16 protein-coding genes are annotated in these 20468 nt (G+C 67.4%); 9 read left to right on the top strand and 7 right to left on the bottom strand.

Going from position 1 to position 20468, the window contains the following annotated elements; all coding sequences use genetic code 11:
• Positions 1-64 precede the first annotated feature (64 nt).
• Together ACEN8U_RS07815 and ACEN8U_RS07810 are read left to right on the top strand one after the other, a co-directional pair.
• The gene (locus tag ACEN8U_RS07815) at positions 65-1162 is read left to right on the top strand and encodes a hypothetical protein (protein ID WP_310107801.1); all 1098 of its coding nucleotides are present in this window, start codon (positions 65-67) and stop codon (positions 1160-1162) included.
• 194 nt (positions 1163-1356) lie between these two features.
• Entirely contained in the window at positions 1357-2319 is a 963-nt protein-coding gene (locus ACEN8U_RS07810) for an alpha/beta hydrolase (RefSeq protein ID WP_310107799.1), read from the top strand.
• Here ACEN8U_RS07810 and ACEN8U_RS07805 read toward each other — a convergent pair.
• A complete protein-coding gene (locus ACEN8U_RS07805) occupies positions 2299-2874 on the bottom strand; it encodes a lytic transglycosylase domain-containing protein (protein ID WP_310107797.1) in 576 nt (191 codons plus the stop codon). The genes ACEN8U_RS07810 and ACEN8U_RS07805 overlap by 21 nt on opposite strands.
• A 303-nt stretch (positions 2875-3177) precedes the next feature.
• Here ACEN8U_RS07805 and ACEN8U_RS07800 point away from each other — a divergent pair, with 303 nt between their 5' ends.
• The 3 genes from ACEN8U_RS07800 (at position 3178) to ACEN8U_RS07790 (ending at position 6489) form a co-directional block, all read left to right on the top strand.
• Positions 3178-4179: a sulfonate ABC transporter substrate-binding protein gene (locus ACEN8U_RS07800; protein WP_310107795.1), complete on the top strand. Its 1002-nt coding sequence runs from the start codon at positions 3178-3180 to the stop codon at positions 4177-4179.
• A gap of 229 nt (positions 4180-4408) precedes the next feature.
• A complete protein-coding gene (locus tag ACEN8U_RS07795; RefSeq protein ID WP_310107793.1) occupies positions 4409-5815 on the top strand; it encodes a selenium-binding protein SBP56-related protein in 1407 nt (468 codons plus the stop codon).
• A complete protein-coding gene (locus tag ACEN8U_RS07790; protein WP_310107791.1) occupies positions 5812-6489 on the top strand; it encodes a hypothetical protein in 678 nt (225 codons plus the stop codon). The genes ACEN8U_RS07795 and ACEN8U_RS07790 overlap by 4 nt, the downstream gene beginning before the upstream one ends.
• Positions 6490-6600: 111 nt before the next feature.
• Here ACEN8U_RS07790 and ACEN8U_RS07785 read toward each other — a convergent pair whose 3' ends face one another.
• A complete protein-coding gene (locus ACEN8U_RS07785; protein ID WP_013592514.1) occupies positions 6601-6834 on the bottom strand; it encodes a DUF2795 domain-containing protein in 234 nt (77 codons plus the stop codon).
• Positions 6835-7150: 316 nt separating this feature from the next.
• On the opposite strand from ACEN8U_RS07785, the gene ACEN8U_RS07780 reads away from it, so the two are divergent.
• The 3 genes from ACEN8U_RS07780 to ACEN8U_RS07770 all read left to right on the top strand — a co-directional run bounded on the left by ACEN8U_RS07780 (position 7151) and on the right by ACEN8U_RS07770 (position 10559).
• Entirely contained in the window at positions 7151-9364 is a 2214-nt protein-coding gene (locus tag ACEN8U_RS07780) for a VTT domain-containing protein (protein ID WP_310107789.1), read from the top strand.
• Complete coding sequence (locus tag ACEN8U_RS07775) at positions 9361-10137, top strand: endonuclease/exonuclease/phosphatase family protein (RefSeq protein ID WP_310107787.1); 777 nt, start codon at positions 9361-9363, stop codon at positions 10135-10137. The genes ACEN8U_RS07780 and ACEN8U_RS07775 overlap by 4 nt, the downstream gene beginning before the upstream one ends.
• A gap of 122 nt (positions 10138-10259) precedes the next feature.
• Positions 10260-10559 carry a hypothetical protein gene (locus ACEN8U_RS07770; protein WP_310107785.1) on the top strand — a complete coding sequence of 100 codons (300 nt, stop codon included), beginning with the start codon at positions 10260-10262 and terminating at the stop codon, positions 10557-10559.
• A gap of 29 nt (positions 10560-10588) precedes the next feature.
• On the opposite strand, the gene ACEN8U_RS07765 is transcribed toward ACEN8U_RS07770, so the two are convergent.
• The 3 genes from ACEN8U_RS07765 to ACEN8U_RS07755 all read right to left on the bottom strand — a co-directional run bounded on the left by ACEN8U_RS07765 (position 10589) and on the right by ACEN8U_RS07755 (position 15627).
• Complete coding sequence (locus ACEN8U_RS07765; protein WP_310107783.1) at positions 10589-12430, bottom strand: DNA-binding protein; 1842 nt, start codon at positions 12428-12430, stop codon at positions 10589-10591.
• A 139-nt stretch (positions 12431-12569) separates the two neighbouring features.
• The gene (locus ACEN8U_RS07760; RefSeq protein WP_310107781.1) at positions 12570-13925 is read right to left on the bottom strand and encodes a sorbosone dehydrogenase family protein; all 1356 of its coding nucleotides are present in this window, start codon (positions 13923-13925) and stop codon (positions 12570-12572) included.
• 37 nt (positions 13926-13962) lie between these two features.
• Positions 13963-15627: an alpha-amylase family protein gene (locus ACEN8U_RS07755; protein ID WP_310107779.1), complete on the bottom strand. Its 1665-nt coding sequence runs from the start codon at positions 15625-15627 to the stop codon at positions 13963-13965.
• 48 nt (positions 15628-15675) lie between these two features.
• Between ACEN8U_RS07755 and ACEN8U_RS07750 the strand changes: the two genes are divergently transcribed.
• On the top strand, positions 15676-17250 hold the full coding sequence (locus ACEN8U_RS07750) for an alpha-amylase family glycosyl hydrolase (RefSeq protein WP_310107777.1): 1575 nt from the start codon (positions 15676-15678) through the stop codon (positions 17248-17250).
• A 3-nt stretch (positions 17251-17253) separates the two neighbouring features.
• Here the strand turns inward: ACEN8U_RS07750 and ACEN8U_RS07745 are convergent, their stop codons facing one another.
• Both ACEN8U_RS07745 and ACEN8U_RS07740 read right to left on the bottom strand, forming a co-directional pair.
• Complete coding sequence (locus ACEN8U_RS07745) at positions 17254-19008, bottom strand: ATP-binding protein (RefSeq protein ID WP_310107775.1); 1755 nt, start codon at positions 19006-19008, stop codon at positions 17254-17256.
• A 58-nt stretch (positions 19009-19066) separates the two neighbouring features.
• Positions 19067-20209: a substrate-binding domain-containing protein gene (locus ACEN8U_RS07740; protein ID WP_310107773.1), complete on the bottom strand. Its 1143-nt coding sequence runs from the start codon at positions 20207-20209 to the stop codon at positions 19067-19069.
• Positions 20210-20468: the final 259 nt, after the last annotated feature.

The raw sequence follows: 20468 nt of genomic DNA, 5'->3' as shown, positions 1-20468 counted from the left end.
TCGCAGGCGGACGACAATCGGCGGAAACAGGCAGATTGAGCCGTTCCACGGCACAGGAGGAATCATGTCGACGCCGGTTGGCGGTAGTTCGCCGTTTCGCGATCCTCGCATCGGCTATGGACAAAATGGTGCGCAGGGCCCCGACGACGCCAACCCGCAGCCGGGTGCAGAGCGCTGGGGCGGCGGTCAGTCGCAGGCGGGCTCGAACCCGACGATCGACGGCCTGCCGGGCGCCGCAAGCGGTCCGGCTGCGGGCGGCGCGCAGCGCGTGCGATGGGGCGCGGGTGGCGGCGGTGTTGGGCAGGGGACACCCGGCGCCGCCAGGGGGCCCCATGCCGGCGCCTCGGGACCACAGGCTTACGCCGCGGCAGGCCAGCCGCACGCGGCTTATCCGCCACGTCCCCCTCATCCACCCTATCCATCCCATCCACCTTACCCACCCTATCCGCCGGGCACGCCGAACTATCAAGGCCCCGCGCAAGGCTTCGTCCAGCAGCAGCAAGGCAACGGCGCCGGGAAGCGTTGGGCGCTGGTGGCCGGCCTGATGGCGTTACCGTCGGTGCTATCGCTCGGCATGATGGGCGGCGGTATGTCGTTCGGTGCGATGAGCGCGCTGTTCGGCCTCAGTTCGATTGCCGAAATGGGCCTCGTGGGCATGTTGCTGTTTCGCGGCAGCCGCGGCGCGGGCCAGTTCGCCTCCCGTTGGGCGCAGTATGGGCAGCAACCCGGCCCGTTTGCCCAGCCGTGGCAAGGCGGACCGCAGGCGCCCTATTCCGGCATGCCCGGCCGGCCGCCGTTTCATGGGCCGGCCTACTACGGCCCGCCCGGTTGGCAAGCCGGTGCGGCGCCGCACGGCTCGCCGGCTTCCGACGCGCAGCCTTATTCGTGGCAAGCGCCGCATGCGGCATCACCGCAATCGGGAGGGGGGCCGGCGTTCGCCGCGCAAGCCGGAGGTTATCCCGCTGCGCCTGCGCAACCCCCCGCGGGCGCGGGATGGGCGCAGCAGCAGCCTGCGAATTGGGCGCAGCCCGTTGTGCGCCCGCCGGCGCCGCCCCGGCCGGCTTTGCCGCCGGCGGGATGGCAGGTCGTCAGCGAGGACAACGGCGCGGGCCCGCGCCGCCCGCGCGCCTTGCCGCCCGCAGCCGATGCAAACGGACAATGACGCTTCGCGATGAGCATGCTGTTGGCCGCGAACGCGGGCGCTCGTTGAGTGTTCTCCGGGGCAGGGGCGCAGGGATCCGTTGCCTGCGTCCAACGCCTGCTCTTCGCAGCGCCGCCACTCGCTTCGCGGCTGCAAGCTTCCTGCATGGACCGATTTTTACGCTGGAGCGGAAGTCAACCCCATCGGAGGACGCCATGTCGCTTGCCCCTAGCGTGCAGCAGTTTCTCGCGCGACGCGCCGGCGCGGGCGCCCAGACACTCGATGCGATCGATCTGCACCACGCGCGGCAACGCTTCGACTACTACACACCGCTTGGCGACGTGCCGCCGCGCGCGCTCGCAGCCGTCGAAGACCTGACGATCGACACGCGCGACCACGCCCAGTTGCACGCGCGCCTCTACTATCCCGCGCCGCCGTGCTGGGCGGACCCGCAACCCGCGCTGCTCTTCTTTCACTCGGGCGGCTATGTGGTCGGCAGCGTCGCGACCGCCGACGCGCTATGCCGCACGCTCGCCGATGAAGCCGGTTGCGCGGTCGTTTCGGTGGGCTATCGGCTTGCCCCGGAATATCGCTTCCCGCATGCAGTTCACGACGCACTCGACGCCCTCCACTGGCTGCATCGCAACGCGGCGTCGCTGGCCATCGACGGCAGCCGCCTCGCCGTGGGCGGCGAAAGCTCGGGCGCGACGCTCGCCGCCGTCTGTGCGGTGCACGCGCGCGACAGCGGGATCGGCCTCGCGCTGCAACTGCTCGTCTATCCGGCGCTGTCGGCGGCCATGGACACCGAAGCGCATCGCCGCTATGGCGACGGCTATTTTCTGTCGCTCGATATCATCCGCTGGATCCAGCGGCATTACCTCGCCACCGCGGACGACCGCCGCGACTGGCGCTTTGCGCCGCTCGACGGCGAGCGCGACGCGCCGCGCGACTGGAGCCGGCTCGCGCCCGCGTGGATTGTCTCGGCACAATACGATCCGCTCCAGGACGAGCACGCCCGCTATGTCGACAAGCTGCGCAGCTTCGGCAACGAGGCCAGCGTCGTCTTCTATCCGGGCATGATTCACGGCTTCTTCTCGATGGGCGGCATGATTCCCGAAGCCGCGCTCGCGCACCGCGACGCCGCGCGCACGCTGCGCTCAGCGTTGCGCATTCCTTGAAGCGGACACCCGCTCGATGCCCGCCGCGGTGTTCCGCCCGTCGGGCAGCACGTTCCAGGCGCGCAGGATCGCTGCGATCTGCCGCGTGTAGCGGTCGCGCAACGCGGGCGTCGCCGAATGGTAGGCGCCCACCGCCGCCCAGGTGTTGCCGTACTTCACGATCTGCCGACGCAACTGCCACGCGGCGATGTAGATGTTCTTGCACGGCGCCATCAGTTCATCGCGCGTAATGCCGTAGCGCGACAGCGCGCCGAGATGAATCGAGTTGATCTGCATGACACCGTAATCGGTCGAGCCGTTCGCGTTGAGATGCGTCGCGCCCGGCTGGTTGCGCGATTCCTGCCAGGCGATCGCACGCAGAATCAGCGGATTGACGTGCTGATAGGCGGCGGCATCGTCGAAACAGTTCGCCTGCGCGGGGGCCGGGGCGCTCGCTGCGAAAGCCACGGCGAGCGCCACGCTCGACGCATGCACACGCGCCGTCGCGCGCGGATCGACGCCTCGCCGGCCGCCCCGGCGACCCAGGCGGAGGGTGGAAAGAAACGGCTTTGCCATGAGAACGCGTGTTGCGAATCGGGGCTCCTATCATGCACGCGGGGCCCTACGCGAGGCACGATGCGCGCGAACCGTAGCGCTGCCGTGCGAAGCGGGCGTGGGTCTTGGGGGGTATTGCTCCGGTCCTGCTCCGGTCTTGGGCGGGTCTTGCGCAGCTCTTGCCCGGCGCTTGCGCGTGACTTGCGCGGCCCTCCTGTGTCTATTCCACCCACCGCGATTTGCTTACGGCGAAACATCGGTTCGTTCAGCGCGCACCCGCAGGTACGATGGCTCGGACGACGCATCTCCAACCTTTGGCCCGCCATGTCCACGACAAAAACACCGAACCCCCGCCGCTCATTCATCAAACGCTCAGTGGGCGCCGCTGCGGCCGCCGCATCCGTCGCCGTGTCGCCGCTCGTTTCGCCGCTCGCATTTGCGCAAGCGCCCTCGCAAGGCACGCCACGATCGCTGCGCATCGGCAATCAGAAGGGCTGTCTGAATCTGCTGAAAGGGCGCGGCACGCTCGAAAAGCGCCTCGCGCCGCTCAATGTATCGGTCAGCTGGACGGAGTTCGCCGCCGGTCCGGTGCAGTTGGAGGCGCTCAATGTCGGTTCGATCGATTTCGGCGATGTCGGCGAAGCGCCGCCCATCTTCGCGCAGGCTGCCGGCGCGCCGCTTGCCTATGTCGCAGCGACGGTTCCGCGTCCGCAATCCGAAGCCGTGCTCGTGCCGCCGGGCTCGCCGATCCGCTCGGTCGCGGACCTGAAAGGCAGGAAGATCGCGCTCAACCGCGGCAGCAACGTCCACTACTTCCTTGTCAAGCTGCTGCGGCAGCACGGCCTGCAATACGCGGACGTGAACGTGGCCTTCCTCGCGCCCGCCGACGCGCGCGCGGCGTTCGAGCGTGCCTCCATCGACGCATGGGTGATCTGGGACCCGTTCTTTGCCGCCGCGCAAAAATCGCTCGGCGCGCGCGTGCTGGCGGATGCGAGCGGCGTGGTGGGCAATCGCGGGTACTACTTCTCGTCGCAGAGCTATCTGGCGAAGAATCCCGACGTGATCCGCATCGTGGTCGAGGAAATCGAAAAAATCGACCAATGGGGCAGCCGCAACAAGGACCAGCTGGCGAGCGAGCTCGCGCAACTGTGGGGCCTGCCCAAGCCGGTGGTGGACGCCGTCGTGGCGCGCCAGCAGTTCGGCACCGAGCGCATCACGCGCGCCATTCTCGGCGAGCAGCAGCAGATCGCGGATGCGTTCCTCGACCTCGGTCTGATTCCGAAACACGTCGACGTGCTGAGAGCCGGACCGCCGAACCTCGCCTGAGCAGCAGACGGCAGGCGATAACCGCACCGCAACCACTCCGCGACCCCACCACAACCGCGTGCCACCCGGTTCAACGGATAACCCGGCAAAAGTCAGGGTTGCTCTCCCGGGAACCGTGGACTACATCTAAAGCCGGGGCGCGCCGAGCGCATTCAACGCGTGCAACGCGTTGTTCAACGCGCGAAGCCGCCCCGGCCGCGCCCCGAGCCAGACAGAAGGAGACACCGTCATGGGTATGCGCCCCGATCCGACCTTCCACGCGTCGCCCCGGCTTGCGATGGACGCGCCCGCGGAAGACTACGGGTACACGCTGCTGCTGAGCCCCGACTTCGCGCAACCGGACGCGCTCGCCGTCATCGACGTGAAACCCGGCTCGCCGACCTATAGCCAGGTGGTCCACACCTTGCCGGTGCCGAACACGGGCGACGAGTTCCATCATTTCGGCTGGAACGCCTGCTCGTCGGCGCTCTCGCCGCTCACCGGGCACGCCTTTCTCGAACGGCGCTATCTGATCATTCCGGGCATGCGCTCGTCGCGCATCTACATTGTCGACACGAAGCCGCATCCGACCCAGGCGAAGATTCACAAGATCATCGAGCCCGAGGAAATCTTCCGCAAAACCGGCTATTCGCGTCCGCATACCGTGCATTGCGGGCCGGAGGGCATTTACGTGAGCACGCTCGGTGGCGCCGGGCCGGACGGCACCGACGGGCCGCCCGGCATTTTCATCATGGACTGCGAAACGTTCGAGGTGCTCGGCCGCTGGGAAATCGACCGCGGTCTGCAGCAGAAGCACTATGACTTCTGGTGGAACCTGCCGCGCGACTACATGGTGTCGAGCGAATGGGCGCTGCCGCCGCAGTTCGAAAACGGCATCGTGCCCGAGGATCTGCTCGCGAACCGCTACGGGCACGCCGTGCACTTCTGGGATCTGCGCGCCCGCCGCAACGTGCAGACCATCGATCTCGGCGCGAATCATCAGATGGCGCTCGAAGTGCGGCCCGCGCACGACCCGAGCCGCGAGTACGGCTTTATCGGCGTGGTGGTGGACACGACCAACCTCGAAGGCTCGATCTGGACGTGGTGGCGCGAAGGCGGTCAGTTCCATATCGAGAAGACGGCGACCATTCCGCCCGAGCCCGCGGACCCTGCCGCGCTGCCGCCGCTTCTGCAAGGCTTCGGCGCGGTGCCGCCGCTCGTCACGGACATCGATCTGTCCATCGACGACCGCTTCCTCTACGTCGCCTGCTGGGGCACCGGCGAAATGCGTCAATACGACGTGACGGAACCGCGCAAGCCGAAGCTCACGGGCTCGGTGCATCTTGGCGGCATCGTGCGGCGCACGCCGCATCCGAACGGCGAAACCTTCGCGGGCGGCCCGCAGATGGTCGAGATCAGCCGCGACGGCAAGCGGGTCTACTGGACCAACTCGCTCTACTCGACGTGGGACAACCAGTTCTACCCGAACGGCGTGCCCGCCGCCCAGGTCATGGCGCATGCCGATCCGGCAGGCGGTCTCGCGCTCGCGGACGATTTCTGGGTGAAATTTCCCGAGGGCTACCGCGCGCACCAGATCCGTCTGGAGGGCGGCGACTGCTCGACGGACTCGTTCTGCTACCCGTCGGTGGGCGTTTGAGCACAGGCTGGGCGCAGGGCGGCCTGTGGCTCGCGGTGGCCGCGAGCGGTTGTTACCACGGCGTCAATCCGGCGATGGGATGGCCGCTCGCCGTCTCTAACGCGCTGATGCAAAGGAAGGCGTCCGCCCTTTTCAGCGCGCTATTCTGGCTCGCCGCCGGTCATGTGCTGGCCATCTTCCTGATGATGCTGCCGTTTGCGATGCTCGGCGCGCTGCTCGCCTGGCAACACGCGCTTCAGACGGGCGCGAGCGTGCTCGTGATCGGCTTCGGCGTCGTGCTGCTGGTCGCGCGGCGCCATCCGCGCGTGCTCGCGCGCATTGCGCCGTCGCGGCTCGCGCTGTGGTCGTTCGCGATCGCGCTCGCCCACGGCGCGGGTCTGATGCTCGTGCCGATCTACCTCGGCCTGTGCCGTGCAGGCGATCTGGACCGTGCGCACGAGGCCGCGCAGACGCTCATACAGTCGCGGCTCGGCATGGCGCTCGTCGTCTCCGGCGTGCATGCCGTCGCGATGGTACTCGCAGGTGGAGTCATCGCGTGGCTCGTCTACCGGTACCTGGGCCTGCGGTTCGTGTCGCGCAGCTGGTTCAACCTGGACGCCGTGTGGGCGCTGAGTTTCATTCTCGTCGGCACGGTCGCGCTACTGCTCAACGCCGGCGATGTGCCGCTCTCGTGAGGGAACCGGACGCCCCGCGGCATAGCGCGAACCGCGTCCGGGAAGGCTCGATGTCGGGTAGGAAAAGTATGTTTGCACGCGTGGCGCATCGTCGCCACAGCGACGCCCGCGTTATTCGACGTTCGACGCCTCGCGAACCACCGCCGACACGCTGTCGAAATTGCGGTCGCCCATGCGTTTGAGCACCGCGAGCACTTCGCCGTCCGCGCCGCGGCGTTGCGCGAATTCGACCAGCTTGTCGCGCGTGGTCGGGAACTGGGCGCCTTCGAGCGCGCGTGCGATGTCCTCCAGACGCGGTTCGTCGGGATGCCGGTGGTTCTGCGAGCGGGCGGGATGCTGGGCCATATTCGTCTCCTTGCCGGTTGGAAAAGCTGCATGCGTGGCATTTCGCATAACCTGTGCCGCGTTCGTCTCACGCCTTGAGGTCACTGCCGCCCGCCGCCTGCGTTCTGAAGCGCCACTCAGTCACTTCCTGGAACCAAAACCTCTGACGATAGAGGCCATACGTCTGCGAAAAATTTCAACGGCTGTAGAGCAAATACACATGGCTCCCCGCTTTCCGATGCGAGAACCGCGGCGGTTCGCAGGCGGCTACGCTCGGCGCGCCCGCCTTGGAATGCCACTTGCATGCCCATTGCCATTGACTGCCGAACGAATCGCCATGAATGACCCTGTGCCGATGCAATCCGAATTGCTCGATCCGCCGTCGCGCGACACCGCCGACGCGCCGCCCGCCGTCCCCAACGGCGAGGTGCTGGACACCCGCTCCACCTGCGAATGGATCCTGAAAGCGCACCGGGCCAGCGTGCTGATCGACGCCGCCGCGTATTACGCAGTACTGCGCAAGATGATTCCGCGCGCGCGGCATTCCATCTTCATCCTGGGCTGGGACATCGACAGCCGCATCGAACTCGTTCCCGGCGGCGTCGACGACGGCTATCCGCCGAAACTTTCCGAATTCCTGTGCGCGGTGCTGGACGACAATCCGCAGTTGCGCATCTACCTGCTCGGCTGGGATTTCGCCATGCTGTACGCGTTCGAGCGCGAATGGCTGCCTTCGTACAAGCCGGCATGGCACGCGCACCGGCGGCTGTGGTTCCGGCTCGACGGACGGCATCCGCTCGGGGCGTCGCATCACCAGAAAATCGTCGTGATCGACGACAGTCTCGCGTTCACCGGCGGCATCGACCTGACGGGTTCGCGCTGGGACACGCCCGAGCATCGGCCCGACGATCCGCTGCGCAAAAATCTCGGCAAAACCAGCTATCAGCCGATGCACGACGCCCAGTTGATGTTCGACGGTCCGGCCGCCGCCGCCCTCGCGCACCTGGCTCGCGAGCGCTGGCGCCGCTCGCGGCGCAGCGGCAAGGCCGGCCGGCCGTTCAACGGCAAGCCGCCGCCGCGCACGGACTTGTGGCCGTCCGATATCGAGCCGGATTTCAGCGATGTGGATCTCGGCGTTTCGCTCACCGAGCCCGCCTACGACGGCCGGCCGGCCATCCAGCAGGTCAAGGCGCTGCATCTGGCCGCCGTGGCCGCCGCGCGCCGCAACATCTACATCGAGAACCAGTACTTCACCGCGAATTCGGTGGGCTCGGCACTGCAAAAGCGCATCGCGGAACAGGACGGCCCCGACCTCGCCGTGGTCTGCCCGTACCGGCAGAGCGGCTGGCTGCAGGAGGCGACAATGGGCGTGCTGCGCGCCCGTCTGCACAAGCTGCTGAAAGCGGCGGACGGCAACGGCCGTTACGCGATGTACGCGCCGGCCCTCGATGCGTCGAAGGGCCGCTTCATCAACGTGCACAGCAAGATCATGATCGTCGACGAGCGCCTGCTCGTGATCGGCAGCGCGAACCTCAACAATCGTTCGATGGTGCTCGACTCGGAATGCTGCATGACGATCGACGCGCGCGGCGATCCGCAGCGCGAGGCGGCGATTGCCCGCATCCGCAACCGCCTGCTCGCGGAACATCTCGATTCGAGCGAAGCGGCAGTCGCAGACGCGCTGGCGCAACATGGCCGGCTCAACGCGGCAATCGCCAGCATCAAGACCGCCAAAGGCGAGACGGCACGCACGCTCGAACCCCTGACGCCGGAGGTGCCGCCCGAACTGCGCGACATTGCCGACCGGGTTCATGTGCTTGATCCCGAAGCGCCGATTGCCGCCAACGAACTGCTCGCGCAGTTCCTGCCGGAGCCGACGCATCGGCCGGTCGTCGCCAAATTGCTCGTGCTCGGCGCGCTCGCGCTCGGCGTCGTCGCGCTGACCATTGCGTGGCGCTTCACGCCGTTCGGCCACGAACTGAGCTTCGCGAAGCTGACCACGGAGACGCAACGGCTCGCCGCCACGCATTTCGGCCCGCTCGCCGTGGTCGCGATGTACGCGCTCGCCGCCCTGCTCTCGGTGCCGGTGACCTTGCTGATCGCGGTGACGGGCCTCGTGTTCGGCGCCATAGCCGGCGCGGCCTACGCGCTTGCCGGCACGCTGATCGCGGCCGCGGCGGGCTGGGCGGCGGGCGCCTGGCTCGGCCGCGACGCCGTGCGCGAACTGGCCGGCGCGCGTCTGAACCAGTTGAGCGAACGGCTGCGCAGCAAAGGGCTCGTCGCGGTGATTCTGTTGCGGCTCGTGCCGGTCGCGCCGTTTTCGATCGTCAATCTGGCGGCGGGCGCCTCGCATATCCGCTTCTGGGACTTCATGGCGGGCACGGCCATCGGCATGGCGCCGGGCGTCGTGCTCGCGACCTCGTTCGCGCGCCAGTTGGTGACGGCGGTCAGACATCCGACGCCGCTTTCGTTGCTGCTGGTGGCCGCAATCGGCGTGGCGCTCGTCTCCATGTCGCTCGTGTTGCGGCGCATGCTGATGAGGCGGCAATGAGCGGACGCGCCAACGAAACCCCGACCCTCGAAGAAGCGCAACCCGCGCCGCGCGTGCACACGCGCCCGGCGCACGCGAGCCATACGGGCGAGCCGTTGCGCATCGTCACCTACAACATTCACGGCGCGGTCGGCACGGACGGGCGGCGCTCGGCGGCACGCATTGCAGAGGTCATCACGGCATTGAATGCGGATGTCGTCGCGCTGCAGGAGGTGCCGCTCGGCGGCGCCGCGAGCATCGACGTGCTGCGCGAATTGCAGGATCTGACCGGCATGCACGCGGTGCCCGGCCCGACGCTCGACGGCCCGGACCGGCGCTTCGGCAACGCGGTGCTGACCAATCTGCCGGTGCGCGCGGTGCGCACGCTGGACCTGTCGTTCGGCAGCCGCGAGGCGCGCGGCGCGCTCGACGTGGATATCGACACCGGCAACGGGCTCATGCGGATCGTCGCGACGCACCTCGGACTGTCGGCACGCGAACGCCGCGCCCAGGTGCGGCTGCTGCTCGAAGCGTTCGATACGCCGGATCTGCCGGTGATCCTGCTCGGCGATCTGAACGAGTGGTTCGTCTGGGGATGGCCGCTGCGGGCGCTGCTTACGCGCTTTGGCCGGGTGGCTGCGCCGCGCACGTTTCCGTCGCGCTTTCCGGCGTTCGCGCTGGACCGCGTGTGGGTGCATCCGGCCGCGCGGCTCGTGGATATTCAGGTGGACAGAAGCGGGCCGGCGCGCATTGCGTCGGATCATCTGCCGCTGGTGGCGCGCGTGTGGCGGTGAAGGCGGGATCTGGAAACCGGGCGTTGCGGCTCGTCAGGCTCGATGGAACGGCGCGTGCTGCGCTCGCGATAGACATTGCATGCAGATGCCGTTTGCAATCGACCTCAGCCAGGAGATGACCCATGACCGCGCAGCAAGACCCTACTTCCACCAACGAGCCTGCTGCACCGCCCTCGCCGTCCACGCCCTCGAAAGAAGGTCTGTCGGGGCCCGGGCCGGCTCAACCGCAGCCGATTCCTTCGCCTGCGCCCGGCACGCCGCGCACGCCGGGCGGCAATCAGCTCGACGCCACCGACGAAGCCGACGCCGACAAGGTCGTGCCGAAGGACCCCAAAGAGACGCAATTGCGCGACACCATCTCGCCGCCGGGCGCGGGCAGTCATAGCGTCGACGACGCGGGCTCGCCGCCCAAACCGTTATAGCCGCGCGGGGGCGTCCGCCCCGCACGCGCTCAAGCCTCGATTTTCGACATCACCGCGGTGGCCGGATCGTAGCGGTAGCCCTTCTGCTCGAGACGTTCCGCGAGCGTCGCGCTGATGAGCTTCTGCTGCGCGTCGCGCGAAACGAGATCGTGGTCGGGCTTGAGCCGCTCCAGTTCCGACGAGAGCCTGCGCAGCAGCGCGACCTCGGCCGCGCTGCGGGCGTCGAGGAAGGTCACTTTCTGATGGGTCGCGCCAAGCCGCTGCTTGAGTTCCTTCGCATGCGCGATCCACTGCTCGGCCAGCGTGCGCAGCTCGCCGTAGGCCTTCTCGTGCGCCTTGGCCTGGCTCGCCAGCTGGCGGCGCAGCGAATCGATTTCCTCGGCCATCACCGCTTCCTTCGACTCGTGATCCGGCGAGGGCGTATCCGTCGACGCGCTCTGCTGCTGAGCCTGCGCGTGGGCCGCTTCCAGCTCGGCGAGCCGCTGCTCGAGCGCCGCGGCGCGCTGTTCGGCCGCCTCCGCACGGCTTGCCGCAGCCGACGCGTCCTGCGCGAGCCGGGCCGTCTCGGCGGTCGCCGCCGTGTTGGCTTCGCTCATGGCTGCAAGCTGTTCGCGCGCGGCGGCAAGCTCCTGCTGCACGCGCTCCACTTCGGCGCGCTGCGCCGCGGCTTCGTCGCCGCGAGCGGCATGCGCCTCACGCTGCGCCGACAGCTCCGCGTGTGCATGGTCGAGCTGTGTCTGCAAGGCGGCGAGCTGTGCGAGGCTTTCGCTCGCCTGCAGCGCGGCGTCTTCTGCACGCGACGACGCCGCACTCGATTCCTCCGCCCAGCGTTGCACTTCGCGGGCGTGCGCTTCGCCGGCTTCGCCGAGGGTGGCGGCCTTTTGGTGCGCGGCGTCGCGTTCCTCGGTGAGGCGGGCGATCTCTTCGTCGCGGGCCATGGCCGCAGTGCTCAAGGCCTCGCGTGCCTGACGTTCTTCGACGAGGGACGTTTCAGCCGCTTGCAGACGGGCTTCGGCAGCCGATGCCCGTTGCTCGGCCTCCGCCACGCGCGCTTCGGCAGTCGTAGCGCGCTCGTCGGCGTGGGCAAGGCGCGCCTCGGCGTCTGCGGCCCGCTCGTCCGCTTGCGCGAGGCGCGCCTCTGCCGCGGAAGCCCGCTCCTCTGCCTCACGGATGCGCCGCTCGGCGTCCGCGGCCTGTTCGCCGGCTTGCGCGAGGCGCGCCTCGGCGGCCACGGCGCGCTCCTCGGCCTGTGCAATGCGCGCCTCGGCGGCGGCTTCGCGTTCCTCGGTTTGCACGACACGCGCCTCGGCTGCCGCGGCGCGACTCTCGATATCGGCCTCGCGGCTTTCGAGCTCGGCGACGCGGTCTTCGGCGGCCTTGGCCCGCTCACGCAGGCCCGACAGTTCGGTCGCGAGGCGATTCACGGCGTCTTCCGAAATACTGAGCGCGTTGGTGAGGGTCGCGACACGCTCGCGGGCCAGCTCCGCTTCGGCGAGCGTGTTCTGATACTCGGCAAGCGCCTCGTCGCGCTCGGCGGCGATCGCCTCCGCGTGGCCGCCCGCCAGCGCAAGACGCTGGTTGACGACGCGCTCGGCTTCCTCGCGCGCGCTCGCCCACAGCGTGCCGGCGGCGCTCAGCATGGTTTGCGCGACGTCGTCCGGCAAGCTCGTCATGACCGGCGCCAGCGCTTGCCCCGACGCGGGCTGCCGCGCCTGCCGCCAGCGCTCCACGGCCGCGGACACGGCGACAATCGAACCGCTGCGGACTTCTGCCCAGATCGCCAGCGCGGAAACCTTCTTGCCTTCGCCGGTCATGCGGTCCGCTATTTGAGCCACCCGTTCGTCGGTGACGGTGTCTGTTTCCATGGACATGAACGCCTCGTGATTCAAAGTGAGCTGGCGGGGAGCGAGCTTTGCCCGCCGTGGGTCGTGGCGGGTATTTTACCTGGCAATTCGGCGCGGCCACGCCAGCGCGAGCTCACGTGAGCCGCAACGCGCAGCGATCGCGTCGTCACGGGCAGGTATAGACGACTTTCCAGACGACGTTGCCCACGTCGTCGGCGACATACAGCGCGCCCGCCTTGTCGAGCGCGACGCCGACGGGCCGCCCGAGCGCGTGGCCATCCGCACTCAGGAAGCCGCTCAGAAAAGTCTCCGGCAGCTTCTCGGGCAGCCCGTTCGAGAACGGCACGAAAATGACCTTGTAGCCACTCAGTTCCTTGCGGTTCCACGAGCCGTGCTGACCCACAAACGCGCCGCCCCAGTAATGCTGCGGAAAACTCCTGCCGGTGTAGAACGCGAGTCCGAGCGACGCGGTGTGATTACCGAGCGCGTAGTCCGGCGTGAGCGCGCTGGCCACCTTGTCGGGCTGCTGCGGCTTCACGCGGGTATCCACATGCTGGCCGTAGTAGCTGAAGGGGAAGCCGTAGAAGCCGCCGTCTTTCACCGCCGTCATGTAGTCGGGCACGAGGTTATCGCCCAGTTCGTCGCGCTCGTTGACCGCCGCCCACAACGCGCCGCTGTCGGGCTGCCAGTCCATGCCGTTCGGATTGCGCAGGCCCGAGGCGAACACGCGCGAGCGGCCTGTCGCGAGCGTGAATTCGAGAATCAGCGCGCGGCCTTCTTCGGCCTCGACGCCGTTTTCCCCGGCGTTGCTGTTCGAGCCGACCGTCACATAGAGCCGCTCTCCGTCGCGGCTCGCCAGGACATTCTTGGTCCAGTGATGATTGATCGGTCCCGCGGGCAGATCGGCGACCTTCTCGCCGGGCGCCGCGATCTGCGTGTCGCCGGGATGATACGGAAAGCGCAGGAGCGCGTCGGTATCCGCGACGTAGAGCGAGTCGCCGACCGCCGCCATGCCGAACGGCGAGTGAAGCCCAGAGATGAACACGCTGCGGCTTTGCGCCGTGCCGCCCGCGCCGCGCAGCAGCACGATCCGGTCGGGGCTCGGCACGCCGGCGCCCGCTCGCTTCATGACGAATTTCATCACCTGCTTGCGAACCCAGCCGACAATGCCGCCGTGCTCGTCGTGCGGCTCGGGCGCATTGCTCTCGGCGACCAGCAGATCGCCGTTCGGCAACGCATATAGCCAGCGCGGATGCTCGAGCCCGCTCGCGAACGCGCTCACGGTAAAACCTTGCGGCGCGCTCGGCGTGGCCGGGTTCGCGCGCGTCTGCACGGGCGCAATATGGATGGTGGGCAGCAGCGACGTGTGCGGTGCCGGCAATTCGGGGTGCGGGCCCAAACCGGTGTCGCCGATATCCTCGGGCGTCGACGCGCATGCCGCAAGGCTCAGCAAGAGCAACGGAAGGAGCGCGGTCATGGCGCCGCGACGCGCCTTGGCGGATACGGTGTGAAGCTCATTCATCGCCTGGGTCTCGCATCGTGTGGCTCCGTGAACGTGTCTAAATCTCGCTGCGTCTGAGCAGATAATCGAGCCCGCCCACCCGATACCAGCGGTAGCCGTAAGGCTCGAGCACGACTGCATGGCGGCCGTCGTCGCTCTCCTCGCTGTGATCGTCGGAGAGCAGGTTGATGAGCCGGTTCTGGCCCGGCTCCGTGCAGCCCGAGCGGAATTTCACGGTGCAGGCCTCGGCGCCGAAGTTATGCAGGCAGAGCACCGAGTTGTTGCGCCAGTCATAACGAAGCGCGAGCACGTCGTCGCGCGAGGCGCGCAGCACGTGGAAGTCGCCCCAGCTGATTTCCGGCACCTCGCGGCGCATGCGGATCATCCGCTCCATCCAGTTCAGCAAGGAGTTCGGATCGCGCCGCTGCCCCGCCACATTGATGCGCTCGAAACCATAAGCGCCGCCCGTTATCACGCGGCACGGCGGCTTGGGGTGCTTGGTGAAGCCGCCCTGCGGTTCGGCGGACCATTGCATCGGCGTGCGCGCGCATTCGCGCTCGGGCAGGCGCAGGTCGTCGCCCATGCCGATTTCATCGCCGTAACGGAACACCGGCGTGCCGGGCAAGGTCAGCATCAGGCTGTAGGCCAGCTCCAGACGGCGGCGGTCGCCCGCGAGCATCGGCGCGAGCCGGCGGCGGATGCCGCGCTCGTAGAGCTGCATGTCTGGATCGGGCGCGAACGCGGCGAACACGGCCGCGCGTTGTTCCGGCGTCAGGCGGCCGAGGTCGAGCTCGTCGTGATTGCGCAGAAAGACGCCCCACTGCGCGGTCGGCGGACGCGGCCGCGTGGCCGTCAGCGCCTTCTTCAACGGCGCGGTGTCGCCGGTTGCGAGCGTGTAGAACGTGTTCTGGTTGAGCTGGAAATTGAACATCATCTGCAGACGCTCGCCTTCGTCGCCGAAATATTCGAGGTCCGTATTCGGCAGCACGTTGGCCTCGGCGAGGATGATCGCGTCGCCCTGGCGCCACTGCAGGAACTCGCGAAACGCGCGCAGCATGTCGTATTGCTCGACGGGTTTGCGCACCTGCGGGCCTTTCGTCGCGATCACGAAGGGCACGGCGTCCATGCGGAATCCCGACACGCCGAGCTGGATCCAGAAGCCCATGATCTTCAGCAGTTCGGCTTGCACATACGGATTCGCGGTGTTCAGATCGGGCTGGAATTCGTAGAAGCGATGGAAATACCAGCGCTTCGCTTCCTTGTCGAACGTCCATGTCGACTTCTGCACGCCGGGAAACACCACGCCGTCTTTCGCATTCGGCGGCTGCCTGTCGGACCACACATACCAGTCGCGATACGGCGAGTCAGGATCGCTGCGTGCTTCCCTGAACCACGGGTGCTGATCGGACGTGTGATTGACCACGAGGTCGATCATCACGCGCAGGCCGCGCTCGCGGCATGCATGCGTGAATTCGGAGAAGTCGCCGAGCGTGCCGTATTTCGGATCGACGTTGTAATAGTCGGAGATGTCGTAGCCATTGTCGCGGCTGGGCGAGGGCTGGAACGGCATCAGCCAGATCGTCGTCACGCCGAGCCCTTGCAGATAGTCGAGGCGGCGCAGCAGGCCCTTGAAGTCGCCCACGCCGTCGCCGTTCGCGTCCATGAACGTGCCTACCGAAAGGCAATAGACAATGGCGTTCTTGTACCAGAGATCATTGAGCATGCGATCCGCGCTTCGCGCCATAACAATCGATCGTTGAGAGGACTTGCAATGTCGGAACTGGCATGGTGGCAACGCGGCGTGATCTACCAGATCTATCCGCGCTCGTTTCAGGACAGCAACGGCGACGGCATCGGCGATCTCGCGGGCATGACCTCGCGTCTTTCGTATCTCGCCGATCTGGGCGTCGACGCAGTGTGGGTTTCCCCGATCTACCCGTCGCCCATGGCCGACTTCGGCTACGACGTTGCCGATTACTGCAACATCGACCCGATGTTCGGCAGCCTCGCCGAGTTCAAGCAATTCGTGGACCGGGCCCACGAACTGAGGCTCAAGGTGCTGCTCGACTTCGTGCCGAACCATTCGTCGGACAGGCATCCGTGGTTCGTGGAAAGCCGCTCGTCGCGCGACAATCCGAAGCGCGACTGGTACCTGTGGCGCGATCCGGCGCCCGGCGGCGGGCCGCCCAACAACTGGCTGAGCCGCATGGGCGGGTCCGCGTGGGAATGGGACGCGCATACCGGCCAGTACTACTACCACGCGTTTTTGCGCGAACAGCCGGATCTGAACTGGCGCAACCCGCACGTGCGCCGCGCAATGGACGACGTGCTGCGCTTCTGGCTCGAACGAGGCGTAGACGGCTTTCGGGTCGACGTGCTGTGGCTGCTCATCAAGGACGCGCAGTTCCGCGACAACCCGCCCAACCCGGCCTATCAGCCAGGCGAGCCCGATCATCACCGGCAATTGCAGACCTATACCGAGGACCAGCCCGAAGTGCACGACATCGTGCGCTCGATGCGCGCGACGCTCGACGAATACGGCGAGCGCGTGCTGATCGGCGAAATCTATCTGCCGGTCGCGCAACTCGTCCGGTACTACGGCGTCAACGGCGACGGCGCGGACATGCCGTTCAATTTCCAGTTGCTGAACGCGCCGTGGAATGCCGGGGAAATCGCGCGCATGATCCGCGATTACGACAGCGCGCTGCCCGCCCACGCGTGGCCGAACTGGGTGCTCGGCAATCACGACAATCGGCGCGTCGCCTCGCGCGTGGGCGCCGCGCAGGCGCGGGTGGCCGCCGTGCTGTTGCTGACGCTGCGCGGCACACCCACGCTCTATTACGGCGACGAGATCGGTATGACGGATGGCGTGATTCCGCCCGGCGAGGTGCAGGACCCGGCGGAACTGCGCCAGCCCGGCATCGGCCAGGGGCGCGATCCGGAGCGCACGCCGATGCAATGGGACGCGTCGCTGCCCAATGCCGGTTTTACAACCGGCAGGTCATGGTTACCGACGGCGACCCACACGAGCGTGCAGGCGCAGGACGGCGACGCGTCGAGCATGCTGTCGCTGTATCGGCGGCTCCTCACGTTGCGGCGCAACAATGCGGCCCTCGTGCAAGGTTCGATCGAACATGTCGCCGCTTCTGGCGACGTGCTGACTTACGAGCGCCACTGCCGTAATCAGCGCTTTTTCATTGCGCTGAACATGGGTCGAGCGGATGCCGAGGTGCAGTCGCCTGCGGGCACTGTGCTGTTGTCGACGGTGCCTGGCCGCGACGGCCAGCCGCTCGTGGAAGGCGCGAACCGTCTCGCGGGCTGCGAGGCGCTGATCGCGTCCATCTGAGCGCTATGCGCCGCTTGCCGCGAGCGCCTCTTCGGCGCCCTTCGGCAGCACGACTCTGAAAGTCGAGCCCTGGCCGACTTCCGAGCGCACCTCGATGCGCCCGCCCTGCTTCCTGACGATGCCATACGAGATCGACAGGCCGAGCCCGGTGCCCGTGCCGACCGGCTTCGTCGTGAAGAACGGATCGAAGATGCGGTCGCGATGTTCCGGCCTGATGCCCTGCCCGGTGTCCTCCACCTCGACCCACACGCTGGTGTCGTCGTGGCCGGTGCGCACGGTGATATGGCCGTGCCCCTCGATGGATTGCGCGGCGTTCATCAGCAGATTCATGAAGACCTGATTGAGCTGCGACGGAATGCATTCGAGCTCGGGAATCGCGCCGAACTCGCGCTTGAGCTCCGCCTTGTATTTCAACTCGTTCCAGACGATGTTGATCGTCGTATCCAGATTGCTCTCCAGATTGGCCCACTGCTTCTCCGCCTTGTCGACATGCGAGAAGTCCTTCAGGCCCTGGACGATGCGCTTGACCCGCTGCAGGCCTTCCACGGATTCGGAGAGCAGCGCCGGTATGTCGGTGCGCAGATAATCGATGTCGATCTCGCGCTTCAATGCGGCCAACGTCGCCCGCGATTCCGCAATCAGCTCGGCCTCCGTGCGCTCGTAGGCGGCAAGCGCGGTCAACAGATCCGCGACATAGCGTTGCAGCGTGCCGAGGTTGGCATTCACGAAGCCCACGGGATTATTGATTTCATGCGCGACGCCCGCCGCGAGCTGACCAATCGAGGCGAGCTTCTCCGACTGCAGCAACTGGCTGTGCGCCTGCGCGAGTTCGTTGATGAGCGCCTCCTGACGCGCCTTTTCTTCACGCAGCGCGGCATAGGCGCGGGCGAGTTCGCGCCGGTCGGCCTGGAACTGCTCGACGGCGCGCGCCATTTCGCCGATCTCGTCGCGGCCCTGCGCGACACGCGACGCGTCCTGTCCGCGCACCGCATCGCCGCTGCGCAGATTGCTGCTGACCACTTCGAGCCGCGCGAGCACATGTTTGCCGAGAAACGCATGCGCGACGAGCCACGCGAACAGCAGGCTCACGGCAACGAGGCCCGTAATCCAGCGCTCGTTGCGCGCGGAGGTATCGGCGAGCCGTTGCACGGCCTGTTGAAATTCCTCGGTGCATCGGTCCGATTGAAGCTGCGCCGACGCCACCATCGCGCTTGCCTGCTGACGCAAGCCTTCGCTGAAGGTCTCGCGCGACGCGCGGCTAGCCGGATCGCCTTGCGCGGCCGCGGCGCTCGCGCTTGCCGGGTTCGACGCGTGAGCAAGGGCTGCACGCAGATCGCTCTCGCGCAACTGCGCGACGATGTTCACCGTGTTGCGAAACAACTGGCTTGCCTGAGGAAGGTCGAGCACGCTCACGTCGTCGTTGGCGGCGGCGAGTCTGTCCGACAGACGGTCGAAGATTTCCAGCTGCCGCACGATGTCGGCATAGCTCGCGCGCATCGCATCGAGCGAATCGGCGCCCGCGAGCCGTGCCGATTCGCGCTCGATCAGCAAGGTGTGCTGCACCAAAGTATCAGCGGCCTGCATGCGCGTGAGTTCGCCGGTGGCCAGCACGCGCGTCTCGTGCGTCGCCACGCGCAGCGTGTAGACGGCGGTCAGGCCGCCCGTCGCGATCAGCAAGGCGAGCACGACCGTGGCCAGCGTGAACTGCCAGCGCAACGAGCGCGGCAACAGCTTCAGGCGTGTCGCGGCGAGGCGCATGCGCGGGCTCCCGGTGAATTCGTCGGCGCGGTTAGATGGGTCATGGGGGTCATGGCGGTCATCGCTTCCAGATGCCGCGGTAGACGTTGCGATAGCCGTTGCCGGGATCGAACTGCCCCTGCAATCCGCCGTCGAACCGGATGTTCGCCGCCGTCACCAGATGAACCGGCGACACATAGCCCGTTACCGGCTGATGCGCGAGCAGGCGGTTCAGTTCGTCGACCAGTTGCCAGCCCTGCAAATTGAGCGGCTCCGCGACGGTGCCGGTCTGGAAAGTGCCTGCCTGAATGCGCAGAAAAGCCGCTGCGCTTCCGTCACCGGCGGACAGCATGCTCACGCTGTGGTTCTGGCCGCCGGCGCGCGTGAGCGCGGGCGCGGCGTAGTCGAAGTAGATGTCGTTGATGGCAAGCGCGTAGTTCCAGCGTTTGCCGTACTGCGCGGCAAGTTCGTCGGTGAGCGCGGGCATCTGCTCGGCGCTCTTCGATATCGCGACGTCGCGCACCGCGAGCAGGCGGCAATCGCGGCACGCGCGAATCACGTCGAGCATCGCCTCGGTCTTGGCTCTCGCGATCTGAAAGTTTCCGTCGGTCAACACGACGACGCCCGCGCGCCCGCCGGACTGGATCACGGCGGCCATGGCCGTGATCCGCGCGACGTCGAGCGGATTCGTCGACACGTTCATCGCCACTGGACCGTTCGCCATCGCGCCCGCCACGGGGCCGACATGCCAGCCGACGAGCGGAATGCGGCGCGCGGCGAACGGCAGCAAGTCAGTTTGCATCTCTGCGGCGTCCACGCCGACCAGAATCGCGCCGTCCGGCTGCAAGGCGAGCGCTGCGGCAACGGCCTTGCTGCGGCCCGCCGCGGTGCCGTGTGCGTCGTATACGCGCGTGTTCCAGCCCATCGCGTTGGCGGCTTCCTTGATGCCTTTGGCGACGCCCAGCACGCCGCCGTTGCGCAAGTCCTCGCTGATGATGGCAATCGTCGCGCCGGGCACCGCCGCCGGCCCGGACCGGGGGCCGTTCCAGCGCGACGCGGGTTCGCTCGCGCCATCCACGGCGCGCTGCATTGCGGCGAGATCGAGCGGCGCGTTGGCCGCCGCGCGGTTGGCGGATTGCGGTGCGATCTGCCCGCACACCGGGCGGATGCCCAGGCCGCAGAGCACGAGCAGCGCGGCCGCGAGCCCAAGGCGTGTCTGCATGAATCCTCCCGATAGGCCGAACAATGTGCCTCGCGTGCGGCCGGACGATTGGCGCTCCGGCAATCCGGCGCTCCAACACTTCCGCGCGACGCGAGATGTTCCTCTTCCTCGTGTTTACGGCGGATTCGCGTGCCGCTTGATACACGGCGCATTACGGGAAACCCTCGGATTGGGCGAAGCCGCGCTCGCACACCGGCTCGCCGTATGCGTTTTGAGCCAGGGTAAATACCGCTCCGCGCCGGCGCCTTGCGCTCCGTTA

Origin of the sequence: Paraburkholderia phenoliruptrix (assembly GCF_047325075.1) — a bacterium.
GTDB lineage: Bacteria > Pseudomonadota > Gammaproteobacteria > Burkholderiales > Burkholderiaceae > Paraburkholderia > Paraburkholderia phenoliruptrix.
The sequence above is the reverse complement of the archived record's forward strand: the minus strand, read 5'-3'. Positions and strand labels throughout refer to the sequence as shown.